The 15396-nt window shown below is 68.7% G+C and carries 13 protein-coding genes; 7 read left to right on the top strand and 6 right to left on the bottom strand.

Annotated features, from left to right (window positions below):
- Positions 1–175: 175 nt before the first annotated feature.
- From Q8O26_RS07820 to Q8O26_RS07835, 4 genes are all read right to left on the bottom strand, one after another.
- The gene (locus tag Q8O26_RS07820; protein ID WP_305574944.1) at positions 176–994 is read right to left on the bottom strand and encodes a 2-keto-4-pentenoate hydratase; all 819 of its coding nucleotides are present in this window, start codon (positions 992–994) and stop codon (positions 176–178) included.
- An 84-nt stretch (positions 995–1078) separates the two neighbouring features.
- Positions 1079–2461 carry a S41 family peptidase gene (locus Q8O26_RS07825; protein ID WP_305574945.1) on the bottom strand — a complete coding sequence of 461 codons (1383 nt, stop codon included), beginning with the start codon at positions 2459–2461 and terminating at the stop codon, positions 1079–1081.
- Positions 2458–3783: a murein hydrolase activator EnvC gene (locus Q8O26_RS07830; protein WP_305574946.1), complete on the bottom strand. Its 1326-nt coding sequence runs from the start codon at positions 3781–3783 to the stop codon at positions 2458–2460. The genes Q8O26_RS07825 and Q8O26_RS07830 overlap by 4 nt, the downstream gene beginning before the upstream one ends.
- A 132-nt stretch (positions 3784–3915) precedes the next feature.
- Positions 3916–5079: a serine hydrolase gene (locus Q8O26_RS07835; protein ID WP_305574947.1), complete on the bottom strand. Its 1164-nt coding sequence runs from the start codon at positions 5077–5079 to the stop codon at positions 3916–3918.
- Positions 5080–5339: 260 nt separating this feature from the next.
- On the opposite strand from Q8O26_RS07835, the gene acs reads away from it, so the two are divergent.
- The 4 genes from acs (at position 5340) to Q8O26_RS07855 (ending at position 10381) form a co-directional block, all read left to right on the top strand.
- On the top strand, positions 5340–7289 hold the full coding sequence (gene acs, locus Q8O26_RS07840) for an acetate--CoA ligase (protein WP_305574948.1): 1950 nt from the start codon (positions 5340–5342) through the stop codon (positions 7287–7289).
- Positions 7290–7338: 49 nt separating this feature from the next.
- Positions 7339–8052 (top strand): hypothetical protein, encoded by a 714-nt coding sequence (locus tag Q8O26_RS07845; protein WP_305574949.1) that lies wholly within the window; start codon positions 7339–7341, stop codon positions 8050–8052.
- A gap of 36 nt (positions 8053–8088) precedes the next feature.
- Positions 8089–9519: a M48 family metalloprotease gene (locus Q8O26_RS07850; protein ID WP_305574950.1), complete on the top strand. Its 1431-nt coding sequence runs from the start codon at positions 8089–8091 to the stop codon at positions 9517–9519.
- A gap of 94 nt (positions 9520–9613) precedes the next feature.
- Positions 9614–10381, top strand: coding sequence for an SDR family oxidoreductase (locus Q8O26_RS07855; RefSeq protein WP_305574951.1), 768 nt, complete (start codon positions 9614–9616; stop codon positions 10379–10381).
- 3 nt (positions 10382–10384) lie between these two features.
- Here Q8O26_RS07855 and Q8O26_RS07860 read toward each other — a convergent pair whose 3' ends face one another.
- Positions 10385–10915, bottom strand: a complete 531-nt coding sequence (locus Q8O26_RS07860; RefSeq protein ID WP_305574952.1) for a L,D-transpeptidase — start codon at positions 10913–10915, stop codon at positions 10385–10387.
- Between the two features lie 137 nt (positions 10916–11052).
- Between Q8O26_RS07860 and Q8O26_RS07865 the strand changes: the two genes are divergently transcribed.
- From Q8O26_RS07865 to Q8O26_RS07875, 3 genes are all read left to right on the top strand, one after another.
- On the top strand, positions 11053–11739 hold the full coding sequence (locus Q8O26_RS07865) for a response regulator transcription factor (protein WP_305574953.1): 687 nt from the start codon (positions 11053–11055) through the stop codon (positions 11737–11739).
- 115 nt (positions 11740–11854) lie between these two features.
- On the top strand, positions 11855–12304 hold the full coding sequence (locus Q8O26_RS07870) for a cyclic nucleotide-binding domain-containing protein (RefSeq protein WP_305574954.1): 450 nt from the start codon (positions 11855–11857) through the stop codon (positions 12302–12304).
- 69 nt (positions 12305–12373) lie between these two features.
- The gene (locus Q8O26_RS07875) at positions 12374–14704 is read left to right on the top strand and encodes a PAS domain S-box protein (RefSeq protein WP_305574955.1); all 2331 of its coding nucleotides are present in this window, start codon (positions 12374–12376) and stop codon (positions 14702–14704) included.
- Positions 14705–14709: 5 nt separating this feature from the next.
- Here the strand turns inward: Q8O26_RS07875 and Q8O26_RS07880 are convergent, their stop codons facing one another.
- Positions 14710–15135 (bottom strand): globin domain-containing protein, encoded by a 426-nt coding sequence (locus Q8O26_RS07880; protein WP_305574956.1) that lies wholly within the window; start codon positions 15133–15135, stop codon positions 14710–14712.
- Between the last annotated feature and the right edge of the window lie 261 nt (positions 15136–15396).

Below are 15396 nucleotides of genomic sequence, written 5' to 3' on the forward strand. Positions count from 1 at the left end.
CCCACCCGCACCCTCCCCTCGCGGCGTGAGGCGAGGGGGCCTTCGGCGTCCCCGCTTGCCCCGACCGGGTCGTGCCTGGCGCTGCCCTCGGCCGGACGAGGTGCAACGTCAACGCCCCCCTCTCCTCGCGCAGCGAGGGGAGGGTGCGGGTGGGGCCTTGTCTTTGGAAAGTCCCCTAGACGAAGGTCAGCCGCATCGGCTGAACGTCGAGGCCTTCGACCTCCGTCGACCAGGTCTCGCCCGCTGCGATCGGAAAGGCGCGGGTCACTGTGCCGGTGGTGATGATCTCGCCCGCCGCGATCGGGATCGCCTGCGGGTCGGCGGCGAGCACGCCGGCAAGGTGCCGGACCGCCGAGAGCGGTCCGTCGAGGACATTGGCGGCGATGCCGCGGTCCACCCTCTCGCCGTCCCGGTAGAGCGCGACGGCAAAGCCGGTCAGTGCCGCCATCCAGGCTTCGGAATCGCCGTCGACCGGGGTGCGCGGGCCGCAGTGGAGCGCGCCGTGCAGGCCGAAGGCCGCCTGGCAATCGGCGCCCTGGAACACCCATCCGGGAAACAGCGACTGGACGATCTCGAAGCCGTGGGCCACCCAGCCGACGCTGGCGAGGATCGCCCGCTCGTCCATGTCTGCCGTCACCGGCGCCCTGAATCCGAGCACGATTTCCGGTTCGATCCGCGGCTCGACGAGATGGCCGATGGAGGCGCGCGCCGGTCCGGCCACATCGTGGAAGGTCGTGTCGTAGACCGGTCCCCAGATCGGCGAGTAGACCCCGTATTCCTCCCAGATCGTGCGGTTCGTGAAGCCGATCTTCCGGCCGATGGCGGTCTCGCCGGCGGCGACCCGGCGGCGCGCCACTTCATGGCCGACCCTCTCGCCGTCGGCGACGGAGAACGTCGGCTCGAGGCGCGTCAGCGGAGCGATCTGTCGGCCGGCACGATAGGCGGCGAGCACTTCGTCGGCGAACATCCGGGTCTGTGAGGAGCAGAGCGACATGACGCGATCCTGGGGGAGGCTGAGGTAAAAAAACCCCGGCACGCGGGCCGGGGTTCTGGAAACGCAGGTCGTTGCCGACGGGCCTCAGCGGGGGGGCGTCGCCGGGGCCGGAGCGGCAGGCGCGGCCGGGGTCGGGGCGGCGGCCGCACGCTGGCTCGGCGGGAAGGCCGGGTCCGTCGCGGTGCCGCGCAGCAGTTCCAGCGCACGGTTGATCTGGGCGTCGTCCTTCTGGTCCGGCGGCACATAGACCGAAGAGGCGGAGCGCTCCTCGGCGCCGTCGGCATTGTTGCGCAGATGGCCGCGCAGACCCGCCTCGCCGCGGTTCTCCTGCAGGCGGGCGCGCAGTGCTTCCGGCACCGGCTGCTCGAGCATGATGTCCGGATCGATGCCGCGCGCCTGGATCGAGCGGCCCGACGGCGTGTAGTAGCGCGCCGTCGTCAGCCTGAGGGCGCCCTGGCTGCCGAGCGGGATGATGGTCTGCACCGACCCCTTGCCGAAGGAGCGCGTGCCGAGAACGGCGGCGCGCTTGTGGTCCTGCAGCGCGCCGGCAACGATCTCGGAGGCGGAAGCCGAGCCGCCGTTGATTAGCACGATGATCGGTTTGCCGGCGGTCAGATCACCGGCGCGGGCATTCCAGCGCTGGGTCTCCTCGGCGTTGCGGCCGCGGGTCGAGACGATCTCGCCGCGCTCCATGAAGATGTCGGAGACCGACACCGACTGGTCCAGCAGGCCACCCGGATTGTTGCGCATGTCGATGACGTAGCCGCGCAGCTTGTCGGACGGCACCTTTGCCTTGATGTCCTCGATCGCCCTGCGCAGATTGTCCGTCGTCTGCTCGTTGAACTGCGTGATGCGGACATAGCCGACGTCGTCGCCGATCACCTGGTGACGCACGGCGCGAATGACGATGCGGTCGCGCGTGATCTCGATGTCGCGCGGCTGGGCGCCGGTGCGGGTCACACGGATGGTGATCTTCGAACCCACCGGGCCGCGCATCTTCTCCACGGCCTGCTGCAGGGTCAGGCCCTGGATCGGCTCATTGTCGATATGCGTGATGATGTCGTTGGCGAGGATGCCCGCCTTGGAGGCCGGCGTGTCGTCGATGGGGGAGACGACCTTGATGAGGCCCTCCTCCTGCGTCACCTCGATGCCGAGGCCGCCGAACTCGCCGCGCGTCTGCACCTGCATGTCGCGGAAGTTGCGCGCGTCCATGAAGCTCGAATGCGGGTCGAGCCCGGTCAGCATGCCGTTGATCGCCGTTTCGATCAGCTTGGCATCGTCCGGCTTCTCGACATAGTCGGTCCGCACGCGCTCGAAGATATCGCCGAACAGGTTGATGTGCCGGTAGGTGTCGGAGGCCGCGGCATTGGCGGTCATCCCCAGGATCGCCTGGGGCTGCGTGACCGCAACGGTAGCCAACGCGCCCATGGCGGCGCCGGCGAGGAGGATCGAAGCTCTGCGCATCATCCGCGAACCCTTTCAGTGGCCTGCACGCCCGGTGTCCTTGTGGTCCACCATGGCGCTGGGTCGACACTCGACCCGTCTTTCCGGAACTCGACGTAGAGAACGGGCTGGGATGAGCCCGTCGTCACCGCGGAGGCTGGCGGCGGGGCGTGGCCCATCACACCGACCGGCTCCCCCGCCAGAACGAATTGTCCAAGATCGACTGTGATCCTGTCCATTCCGGCAAGCACGAGATGATACCCGCCGCCGGCGTTCAGGATCAAGAGTTGCCCGTAAGTCCTGAACGGACCCGAATAGACCACCCAGCCGTCGGCGGGAGCGGTAACGGAGGCCGCCGGCCGTGTCGCCATCGACAGGCCGCGCTCGGCGCCGCCGAGGCCGTCGGGATCGCCGAATTCACGGAGCCTGACCCCCAGAACCGGCAGCGAAAGGGCCCCCTTGGCCTGTTCGAAGGGCATGGCGGGATTCATCCGCGCCGCATTCTGTAGCGCCGCCATCTGCTGACGCCGGTCGAGAACCGCCGGGCCGCGGGCGACCGTGGTGGTCCGGGCGGCCTCCGCGGCGCGGTGCGCGGCGGCGATCTCCGTCTCCATCCGGCCTATCAAATGTTCGAGATCGGCGGCCTGGCGGGCGAGCGTCGCCGCCCGCGCCCGCTCCGCCTGCAAAGACTGCTCGCCGGCGGCGACCTGCGTGCGGCGCGCGTCGGCGAGCGCGTCGAGGCGGACGCGCTCCTCGCGCAGCGTCACCGCCTCGCGGCGCAGGTGGTCGCGCTCGGTGCCGATACGGCTGCGCAGGGTCGACAGTTCCTCCAGGTCGCGCGCCAGCACTGTCACCGCATCGCGCATCTCCGGCACCAGCGTGCCGAGCAGCATGGCGGTGCGTACGCTCTTCAACACGTCGTCGGGGCCGACCAGCATCGCCGGCGGCGGCCGGCGACCCATGCGCTGGAGGGAGGCGAGAACCTCGGCGATCAATTGACGCCTGTCGTGCAGAGACTGGCGCACGGTGAGCTGGCGTGCGTCGAGCACGGCGAGATTGTCCTCGATGGCGGCCATGCGCACCTCGCCGGCACGCACCCGGGCCGCCGTGTCGATGCTGGCGCGCACCAGCGCCGCCCGGTCGTTGCGCAGGGCGGTGACCTCGGCCTCGGCACGCGCGCGTTCGGCCTGATTGCGGGCGATATCGGCCTGGATCGCATCGAGCTCGCGCTGCCGCTCGCGGCGCTCGGTGTCGGCCCGCTCGGCCGGCGTCGCGGTCTCGGCCTGCGCCAGCGCGGCCGGGGCGAGAACGAGGACGGCGGCGAGGAGGAGGTGCCTGGACAGCATCGGTCCCGAATCAGCAGGCGGCGAGGGGAGGAGCAATGTTACATGGCCGATAGGCCCGGCGGAATCGCGGCGTCGGCTTGCTGATTTGAAGGCAGTGCCCGGCCATCGAGACACGGCAAGTCATGGCGCGCCCTAGGCGACCGTCCGGTAGACTTCCGTCTCGAAGGCGCGGAACAGCTTGATCGCCCGTGGGTCGAAGAAGGGCATGATCTGCGTCAGGAACAACCCGGCGATGCCGTTGTGCGGGTCGATCCAGTAGAAGGTATTGGCAAATCCCGCCCAGGACAGCGATCCGGCGGGCCGGCCCTCCGCCGTCGGCACGCGGTTCTGCTGGAAGCCGAGGGTCCAGCCGGTGGGCTTGCCGCCGAAGAAGTCGGCGCTGCGCAGGCCCATCGGTGACATCAGCCCGAGGGCGGGAACGCTGAGAGCCGGGATCTGGTCCGTCATCAGCCCGGCGATGCTTTCGGGGGACAGGATCCGCGCGCCGTCCAGCGAGCCGCCGGCCAGGATCATCCGCAGGAAGGTGAGATAATCGCCGGCCGTGGCATAGAGCCCGCCTCCGCCGGAGACGAATTCCGGATCCTGCACGACGACCATGTCGGTCGGGACATAGGTGCCGTCCTCGGTGACGCCATGCACCGTGGCCCGGCGCGCCATCTGATCGGGGCCGAGCCGGAACATGGAATCCGTCATGCCGAGGGGGGCGAAGACGCGTTCGCGGAACACCGTCTCCAGCGGCTTGCCCGTCACGATCTCGACGATGCGGCCGGCCCAGTCGGTGGAAATGCCATAGATGAAGGCCTCGCCGGGCTCGCCGACCAGTGGCGCACCGAGGGATGCGAGCTTGCCCGTATTGGTCGCCGGCAGGCCCGTGGCCTTCATGTATTTGCGCAGGGCCGAGGAAGCGAAGTCGTAGGAATAGCCGGCCGTATGGGTCAGAAGATGACGGATGGTGACGGGCCGGGCGGGCTTGCGCGTCAGCGGCCGGCCGTCGGTGTCGAAATCGTGGAGCAGCAAAGCCTCGCCGATCTCGGGCGCGTAGGTCGCGGCGGGGGCGTCGAGCGCGACCTTGCCTTCCTCGACGAGTTGAAGGAGCGCCGCCGTGGTCACGGCCTTGGTCATCGAGGCGATCCAGGTGACCGTGTCGGCCGTCATCAGCACGCCGCCGCCGAGGCGACGCTCGCCGAAGGCACCGGCATAGCGAACGCCGTCGCGGTCGGCGACCATGGCGACGACGCCGGGAACCTCGCCGGCCGCGGTCGCCTGGCTGAGGATGGTGTCGAGAGCGGCTGTCATGCGAATTCCAATCGGGCGGCGAGAAGCGGCCCTACATTCGGCGGGGCCCGCCACCGGGTCAATTCGGCCGAACCGCCAGCCCGGCGTGGCACCGTGCGGGCGACCAAAGTGTGAGGCCGGCCCGACTTGAGCCGCCGAGGGCTGCCGACGTATGGTCTCGGCGGAAATTGCGAGACAGCCGGCCACAACAGGCTGTCCGCGACAGGAAACGTCGCCGCCCGGTCCGCGTTGCGGGCGGCTGCCATCGAGAGGGGACCCGCATGTCCGACAAGCTCTATCCCGTCAGTGACGCCTGGGCCGCGCGCGCCTATGTGGACGATGCCAAGTACCAGGCGATGTACCGGGACTCGGTGGCCTCGCCCGATGTCTTCTGGGGCGAGCACGGCAAGCGCATCGCGTGGATGAAACCCTTCACCCGGGTGAAGAACACCTCCTACGATCCGCACAACGTCTCGATCCGCTGGTTCGAGGACGGCACCACCAACGTCTCCTACAATTGCGTCGACCGGCATCTCGCCACGCGCGGCGACCAGGTGGCGATCATCTGGGAGGGCGACGACCCCAAGGACGACGCGAAGATCACCTACCGGCAGCTCCATGCCGAGGTGATGAAATGGGCCAATGTCCTGAAGTCGCAGGGCGTCAGGAAGGGCGACCGTGTCACGATCTACCTGCCGATGATCCCGGAGGCGGCCTATGCCATGCTCGCCTGCACCCGCATCGGCGCCGTCCATTCGATCGTCTTCGGCGGCTTTTCCCCCGACAGCCTCGCCGGGCGTATCGAGGATGCCGCAACCTCGGTCGTCATCACCGCCGACGAGGGGCTGCGCGGCGGCCGCAAGGTGCCGCTGAAGATCAATGTCGACGCCGCCGTGGACAAGATTCCCGGTGTCGTGTCGAGCGTCATCGTGGTCAAGCGGACCGGCTCGCCCGTCGCCATGACGGCCGGCCGCGACCACTATTACGCCGACCTCGCCGCCACCGTGCCGGACGACTGCCCGACCGAGGAGATGAACGCCGAGGATCCGCTGTTCATCCTCTACACCTCCGGCTCGACCGGCAAGCCGAAGGGCGTGCTGCACTCCACCGGAGGCTATCTCGTCTATGCCTCGATGACCCACCAGTATGTCTTCGACTACAAGGATGGTGACATCTATTGGTGCACCGCCGATGTCGGCTGGGTCACAGGCCACAGCTACATCGTCTACGGGCCGCTGGCCAACGGTGCGACGACGCTGATGTTCGAGGGCATTCCGAGCTATCCGTCGATTTCCCGCTTCTGGGATGTGGTCGACAAGCACAAGGTCAACATCTTCTACACCGCCCCCACCGCCATCCGCTCGCTGATGGGCGCCGGTGAGGACCCGGTGAAGAGGACCTCGCGCGCCTCGCTGCGCCTCCTCGGTTCGGTCGGCGAGCCGATCAATCCGGAAGCCTGGGAATGGTATCACCGCGTGGTGGGCGAGGGCCGCTGCCCGATCGTCGACACCTGGTGGCAGACCGAGACCGGCGGCATCCTCATCACCCCGCTGCCCGGCGCCACCGCGCTCAAGCCGGGATCGGCGACGCGGCCCTTCTTCGGCGTCCAGCCGGAGATCGTCGATCCCGAGGGCAAGGTGCTGCAAGGCGCCTGCGAGGGCAATCTCGTCATCGCCGATTCCTGGCCGGGGCAGATGCGCACCGTGTTCGGTGACCACGAGCGCTTCGTGCAGACCTATTTCTCCACCTATGCCGGCAAATATTTCACCGGCGATGGCTGCCGGCGCGATGCCGACGGCTATTACTGGATCACCGGCCGCGTCGACGACGTCATCAACGTCTCGGGCCACCGCATGGGCACGGCCGAGGTCGAATCGGCCCTCGTCGCCCATCCGAAGGTCTCGGAAGCGGCCGTCGTCGGCTATCCCCACGACATCAAGGGCCAGGGCATCTACGCCTATGTCACGCTGATGAGCGGCGAGGACCCGACGGAAGAGCTGCGCAAGGAACTGGTCGCCTGGGTGCGCAAGGAGATCGGCCCGATCGCCTCACCGGACCTGATCCAGTTCTCGCCCGGCCTGCCGAAGACCCGGTCCGGCAAGATCATGCGCCGCATCCTGCGCAAGATCGCCGAAAACGAGTTCGGCGCGCTCGGCGACACCTCGACGCTGGCCGATCCGGCCGTCGTCGACGATCTCATCAACAACCGCCAGAACCGCAAGGGCGCCTGACGATGCCCGACAGCTCGGGCCGGGCCTGACAATGGGGAGGGCACCCGCCTTGCTGGCGGTGGCCCTCTCCTGCGCCTCCTGGCCTGGGCTCGCCTGCGCGCCCGAGCGGGCCGAACCCGTCGCGGGCCTGCGCGCCGACACGCCCCTCACCCTCGCCGCACCCGACGGCCGCCGCTTCCGCCTGGTGACGCTCGCCGGCGAGGTCGCGGTGCCGGCGGCCGCGGTGTCCCGCATCGCGATCCTCGGGGCGCCCGACCGTCACGAGCGCATCCCGGCCCTGGCGCTCGGCGCGTCCGGGCCGGTCGAGGCGGATATCCTTCGCGAGGGTCTCGCGCGCCTGACCCCGACCCGCCTCGTTCCGCGCGACTGCTGGCGGCTGATGGAGGCGGCGGAGACGGAGGCGGTGGCCGCCCGGCGTGGCATCTGGGCAACGCAGCATGCCATTGTCGATGCAGGCGATGCCGAGGCGCTGAAGGCCGCGGACGGCCGCTTCATCGTCGCGACGGGCCGGGTCCGCAGCGTCCGCACCGTCAATCGCATCACCTATGTCAACTTCGGGCCACCTCGCGCCGGAGCGCTGACGGTCACGGTCCACGAGCGCGACATGCCCGTCTTTCGGGAATTCGGGCTTGAACCCGCCGCAATCCGTGGGCACATGCTGCGGGTGCGCGGGGTCGTCACGATCCGGCGCAGCCCCTTCATCGCGGCGGCGATGCCGGAGGCGGTCACCATCGCAGAGGCGCCCGCCCGGGGTGCAAGGTAGCTCAGGACCGTGATCCGGTTCGACGGAGCAGCAAAAGTGCATTGGCAGTCGCCGAAGACGGCGATGCTGGCGCTCGCGCTGATTCTGGCGGGCTGCGCCACCGCTCCGGATGCCACGTCGCCGCTGCCCGAGCCGATCCCCACCGAAACACGCCTGCCGCCGCTGACGACCCGCGACCACGGCCGCATCCTCGCGGCCTTCGGCGGCGAATACAGCGCCCCCGGCATCGAGCGGCTGGCGATCGAGGTGCTCGACCGGCTCGGCGCCGCCTCCGACCTGCCCGACCAGCGTTACCGCCTCACCGTCCTCAACTCGCCGACGATCAACGCCTTCGCGCTTCCCTCGGGCCATCTCTACATCACCCGCGGCATGCTGGCGCTGATCAACGACATGAGCGAATTCGCCGCCGTTGTCGGGCACGAGATGGCGCATGTGTCGGCCCGCCACGCCAACCAGCGCGAGGACCAGGTGCGCACCAGCGAACTGGTCGCGGTGATGCGCGCCAGGCTCCTCAACGACATGGCCGGCGCCGAGGCGCGGCGCGAGGCGGCGCGGGTGTCACTCGCCAACTTCTCGCGGACCCAGGAGCTGGAGGCCGACACGATCGGCGTCGCCCTTATCGCCAAGGCCGGGTTCGACCCCTACGGCGCCTCGCGCTTTCTCGAGACCATGGACCGCAACGCGGCACTGCGATCGCCGTCCCAGGCCTCCGGGGGCGGGCCGGACTTTCTCGCCTCCCACCCCTCGACGCCCGAGCGCATCCGCCAGGCGGTTCTCGCGGCACGCCAGCACATGGCGCCCGACGGCCGCCCGCGTGACCGCGAACGCTATCTGCGCGCCATCGACGGCATCACCTTCGGCGAGGACCCGCGCCAGGGCGTCGTGCGCGGCCGCAGCTTCATCCACCCGCGTCTCGGCTTCACGGTCACGGCGCCGGAGGGCTTCACGCTGGAGAATTCGCGCCAGGCCGTCACCGGCCTCGGCCCCAACGAAATGGCCATCCGCCTCGACGTCGTCAGGGTCCAGGCCAACCAGACGCTGACCTCCTACCTCGCCTCCGGCTGGATCGACGGGCTGGCCCCGGAGACGGTGGAGGCGGTGACGATCAACGGCTTCCAGGCGGCCACGGCGGTGGCCCGCGGCAGTGACTGGTCGTTCCGCATCTTCGTGGTGCGGTTCGGCAGCGAGGTCTACCGCATCATCTACGCAGCGCGTGACCTGAACGGGGAGGTGGACGGCAGCTTCCGTGCCTCGATGGAAACCTTCCGCCGCCTGACCAGCGCCGAAGCCGCCGTAAAGCCGGCCCGCGTCAAGACGTTGCGCGCCGGCGAGGGCGATACGGTGCTGACCTTCGCCCGACGCATGCAGGTGCCCGACCGGGCCGACGAGCGTTTCCGCGTGCTCAACGGCCTCGGCGACGGCGAGCAGCCGCGCGGCGGCGAACTCGTCAAGGTCATCGCCGAGTAGAAACTACCATACAAGCCACGCCAGACCCTTGCATCGACGCCGCCCTTGGCCTTTGCTCCTCGCCCGACCGAGGAAACGCCAAGAGGCCACCACCATGACCCTGAAGACATTCGACCTGACCGGCCGCCGCGCTCTCATCACCGGATCGGGCAGCGGCATCGGCCTCGCCTATGCCGAAGGCCTCGCCGACGCCGGCTGCGAAATCGTCCTCAACGGACGCGACAAGGCAAAGCTCGCCACGGCCGAGGCGGCACTGAAGGCGAAGGGCTACAAGGTCAGCGCTTGCGCCTTCGACGTGACAGATCCCGCCGCCGTGAAGGCCGGCGTCGACGCGATCGAGAAGGACATCGGTCCGATCGGCATCCTGGTGAACAATGCCGGCATGACCATCCGCCATCCGCTGGAGGATTTCCCGGACGATGCCTGGCGCCGCGTCATGGCGACGAACATCGATAGCGTGTTCTACGTCTCCAAGGCGGTGGCCCGGCACATGCTGCCGCGCGGCTACGGCAAGATCATCAACACCTGCTCGGTGATGAGCGAACTCGGCCGGCCCTCCATCGCGCCCTACACCGCCTCCAAGGGCGCGGTGAAGATGATGACGCGACAGATGGCGGTGGAATGGGGCCGCCGGGGCATCCGCTCCAACGGCATCGCGCCCGGCTATTTCAAGACCGAACTGACCGATGCGCTGGTGAAGGACCAGGCCTTCTCGACCTGGCTCGAGGGACGCACGCCGCTCGGTCGCTGGGGCAATGTGGAGGAGTTGCAGGGCGCCTGCGTGTTCCTCGCCGCACCGGCCTCGGACTATGTCACCGGCCATGTGCTCTTCGTCGACGGCGGCCTGACGGCCTCCGTCTGAGCCCTAGCGGACGATCATCACAGCCTGGCGCGACAGGCGCGGCAGGATCCTGGCGAAATCGGCGATGCGGATGGCGACGCAGCCCGCCGTCGGTGTGAAACCGTCGCGGGCGCCGTGCCAGAAGATGGCGCTGCCGCGATGGCGCCGCACCGGCGCGTCGTTCCAGCCGAGCTCGACGATCGTATCGTAGAGAGGATCGGCGCGGGTGAGGCGTTCTTCGGCCGGGCCCGGCGGCCGGCGGATCAGGCGGTTGTAGCGGCGGTCGGCGGCATCGTCGCACCAGGCGTCCTCGGGACGAATGGCGCGGACCGGCCGCAACACCCGCGGCCGCACCAGCCGGTCGGCGCGATGGAAGACGCGGCGCAGCGGCAGCCGCGCGCGCGGTGTCGAGCCGTCGCCCTCGCGCTTGTCGGTGCGGATGCCGGCGCGACCGAGCGCACAGGGGAAGGCGGCGAGGCCGACATGCAGCATGCCGCGGGAGCGTCGGCCGGGCAGGGCGTGGACAAAAATCCGTGTGACCCGGTCTTTCGCCATGAAATTGTCATCCATATCTTTACGAAGCGACAGGCAACCGATGTGTAACGCCATTGGCAGCGCGCGCGTAGTGCTTTTTCCCCCCTCGACCTCCGGGCACGTCCTTGCGGCAGCCCCAATCTTCCCCGGGTGATTTGATGAGCCAAGTCCGCAAGATCCTGCTCTGCGACGATGATGCCGACATGCGCGAGGCATTGTCCGAGCAGCTGGCGCTGCACGAGGAGTTCGAGACCGTCAGCGTGGATTCCGCCACCAAGGCGATCCAGACGGTGAAAGCGGATCATTTCGACCTCCTCGTCATGGATGTCGGCCTGCCGGACATGGACGGCCGCGAGGCGGTCAAGATCATGCGCAAGGGCGGCTTCAAGAGCCCGATCATCATGCTGACCGGCCACGACACCGATTCCGACACGATCCTCGGTCTTGAGGCCGGCGCCAACGACTATGTCGTCAAGCCGTTCCGCTTCGCGGTCCTGCTCGCGCGCGTACGGGCGCAGCTGCGCCAGCATGAGGCCAGCGAGGATGCCGTGTTTCAGATCGGCTCCTATTCGTTCCGCCCCTCGTCCAAGATCCTGATCAACGACAAGAACGGCAAGATCCGGCTGACCGAGAAGGAAACCGCGATCCTGCGCTACCTCTACCGCCAGGGCATCAAGCCGGTGTCGCGCGAGATCCTCCTGTCCGAAGTCTGGGGCTATAATTCCGGCGTGACCACCCATACGCTGGAGACCCACATCTACCGGCTGCGCCAGAAAATCGAGAAGGATCCGGGCAACGCATCGCTTCTCGTCACCGAAGGCGGCGGCTATAAGCTCGTCCCCTGAGAGCGTTACCGAATTCCAAACAGATTTCGGTGCATTGTCGTCATCGGCGGTCTGCCTTCCCGGCGGATTGCCGCGTTGCCGTCCGATTCTCCTGAAGTCGTGCTAAGCGGAGCCCATGGCCCTCGACGACGACATCGCCCTTCTGGCGCGGGTTCCGCTTTTCGCAAGTCTCGGCGGAGAGCCCCTGCGTCTGCTCGCCTTCTCCACCGAGACACGCTTCCTGCGCGCCGGTGATGTGCTGTTCAAGGAGGGGCAGGCGGCCGACTGCGGCTACGTGGTCGGCGAAGGACGCATCGGGCTGACCAATGACGGCGGCCTCACCGAACATCTCGCCGGGTCCGGCAGCCTGATCGGCGAGATCGCGCTGATCATCGAGACGCTGCGGCCGGCGACTGCGGTGGCGCGGGACCCCGTCACCGTGCTGCGCATCCCGCGGGCGCTGTTCCGCCGCGTTCTGACGGAATTTCCCGAAGCGGCCCAGCGGATCCATGAGGATTTCCGCGAAAAGATGCGCGCCACCACCGCCGATCTCGTGCGCGTCGGACGGCTTTTCGAGCGTGGCTGAGGTGGCGCCCGTCGCTTGACGTGGCGGCAGCGGCGCACCAATGTCCCGACCGGTGTCCGGTCCCCGGCCGTGACCCTTGTCGCGGAGAAGGCGATGGCCGAGACCGGCACGCGCGGTGTTCCGCCCGGCAATGGCGGCACGGACCTGTCACGTCGCTTCGCCGGGGTCTTGATCCTGTGCGGATTGCCGCTCCTGCTTCTCGTCGCGGCGCTCGGCTGGTCCACCTATGGGCGGGCCGAGGTCACCGCCCAGGCGCGCGACCATATCGTCGAGCATCTCCTCCTCGTCGCCGGCATCGTCGCGACGTTCTCGATCCTCGCGACCGTCGTCTGGCGGCAGTTCGTCTCTCCCGCCGTCGCCCTGGCGCGCGCCGGAGCACTCAACGGGCGGGGGGCGGCAACGGCCTTGCCGGACGTCCCGGCGCCCTGGGCGGGCCTGCGGCATCAGCTCGAGATCTCGATCACCGAGCAGCGGGCGAAGATTCACCAGCTCCGGGCGATGATCGACGGCATTCCGCTCCGGACCGTCTATGTCGATCCCGACCTCGTCTACCGTGACGCCAATCGCGAGTTCCTCGAATTCGTCGGCAAGAGCCGCGACGAGGTCGTAGGCCACTCCGTGGAGGAAATCCTCGGACCGGAAGTGGTCGAGCAGTACCTGATCATGGGCGAGCGGGTGAGGGCCGGCGAGACCATGCGCTGGGAGGGCTGGATCCCCTTCGTCACCCGCGGGGAGCGCTATCTGCAGGTGTCGCTCATGCCCTATGTCGCCGTCGGCGACACCCGGGTCGGCTTCCTCACCTTCACCCGCGACCTCACCGAGCTGAAACACGGCGAGCAGGAACTCGCCCGCAACATGGAGGCGCTTGCGCGCAGCGAGGCGATGAACAAGGCCGTGGTGGTCTCGGCGCTCGACGCCATCATCGTCTCCGACGAGGACTGGCGCATCGTCGAGTTCAACCCGGCGGCGGAGGCCATGTTCGGCTATGCCCGGACCGAGGCGATCGGCCGGCACGCCTTCGACATCGTCGTGCCCGACGACGTGCGCGATCTGCAGATCGGCACCATGACCCGCTACAAGGCGAAAGTGGACGTCGGCAACCTGGCGCGCCGGTTCGACACGGTCGCGAGGCGGCGTGACGGCACGGTGTTTCCCGTCGAATATTCGGTGAACACGATCCGCACCGGCGACCATCGTCTGTTCATGGCCCATGTCCGCGATCTCACGGACGCCAAGCGCATGGAGGCGGAGTCGCAGGCGAGCCGCGAGCGCCTGCACCAGGTGGAGAAGCTCTCGGCGATGGGCTCCCTGCTCGCCGGGGTGGCGCACGAGCTGAACAACCCGCTGGCCATCGTCATCGCCCAGTCCTCGCTGCTCGTCGAGAAAGCGGCGAGCGACGACGTCAAGCGGCGCGGCGAGCGCATCCATGCCGCCGCGGAGCGCTGCGGGCGCATCGTCAAGAGCTTTCTCGCCATGGCGCGGCAGAAGCCGCCCCAGCGCGAGCCGGTGGATGTAGCGCAGGTGGCGACGGGCGCCGTGGACATGGTAAGCTACGGCATCCGCAGCTCCGGCATCGCCATCGCCATCGACATCACGCCGGATCTGCCGATGATCAGCGGCGACCGGGACCTCCTGACCCAGGTCATCGCCAATCTGATGATCAATGCCCAGCAGGCGCTGATGGACCGTCCGGCGCCGCGTCAGATCACGCTCCGGATCGCGCGCGCGGGCGCGGACATCGCCATCCGCGTCGCCGACAACGGACCGGGCATCCCGCCGGACATCATGCGGCGCGTCTTCGAGCCCTATTTCACCACCAAGCCCGCGGGGGTTGGAACCGGTATCGGCCTGTCCATCTGCCGCAACGTCGTCGAGGCTCACGGCGGCAAGGTCGTGCTGAGCAACCGGGCCGAGGGCGGCGCGCAGTTCGACATCACCCTGCCCATCGCGGAGGGGACGAGCGAGGTGCCGGATCTCGTGAAGGAGCCAGCGGCGCGGGCCGGCCTGTCGATCCTCATCGTCGACGACGAGGTCGATGTCGCCCGCAGCCTCGCCGAGATCGTCGAGGGCCTGGGCCACAGGCCGGTGACCGTCGACAGGCCGGCGGCGGCGCTGGACGAAGTGGCGAACGGGCGTTTCGACGTGATCTTCGCCGATCTGCGCATGCCTGGGCTCGACGGCATCGATTTCCGCGACCGCATCCATCGCCGTGATCCGGCGCTCGCCGATCGGACCGTCATCGTCACGGGCGATACGGTGGCAGGTCCCGATCGGCTGGCCCGGGCCGAGGGGTCTGAGGCCGTGGTGCTGGAGAAACCCTTCACCTTCGACGATGTCCGGATGGTTCTCGCCAGGGTGGCGGCGGCCGGCGAGGCCCGGGAGGGCCCGCCTCGCCTCTGACCGCGTCAGGCGGCGGCCGCAGGCGCCTGTCGCCCCGCCTCGATCATGGCGTCGGCGAGCGTGCCGTAGCAGAGCGCCCACGCCGCCTGCGCCTCGTCGTCGAAGCGGTCGCCGAGGTGATCCCCCAGGGTCGTCAGAAGGGCGATGCCGACCGTGTCGTAGTCGGTGATGGTTACGCCGTAGCTGGCATGGCGGGCACCGAGCGCCCGGACGTCGTCGATCACGGCGCCGAGGTCGTGCAGCGACAGGATGACGTGGGCGAGCACCTTGACGAGCTTGCCGCGCTGGGCGGACAGGTCAGCGGGAAACATCGGCCGCAGCGTGCCGTCGAGCGTGAACAGCGTGTCGTAGAAGCCGGCTGCGAAGGCGTCGGAGCTGCGGGCTATGAGGCCGAACTGCTGGCGGACGAGGGCAATCTGTTGGGGTGTCATGGTCGAACGGGTTCCGGTTGGAGGATCATGGCCCTGACCATCGTCCCGTCGTCCTTCGCCATCGTGCCTTGGGCGCGGGCCCGCTGTTTCCCCTGTTTCGGCAGCGGCGCGCGCCACCGTTCGTCGCGCGGCTGAAACATTCGGCGATGCCGCACGACATGGGGCAGCACGAGTGCCGCGGCTAGCCTGTTCCCGCCACCACCTCAGACCCTGCCAGGGCGAAACCGAACTGATGCCGCCGCACCCGATCTTCCGCGCGCC

Source organism: Phreatobacter sp., assembly GCF_030691135.1.
Taxonomy (GTDB): domain Bacteria; phylum Pseudomonadota; class Alphaproteobacteria; order Rhizobiales; family Phreatobacteraceae; genus Phreatobacter.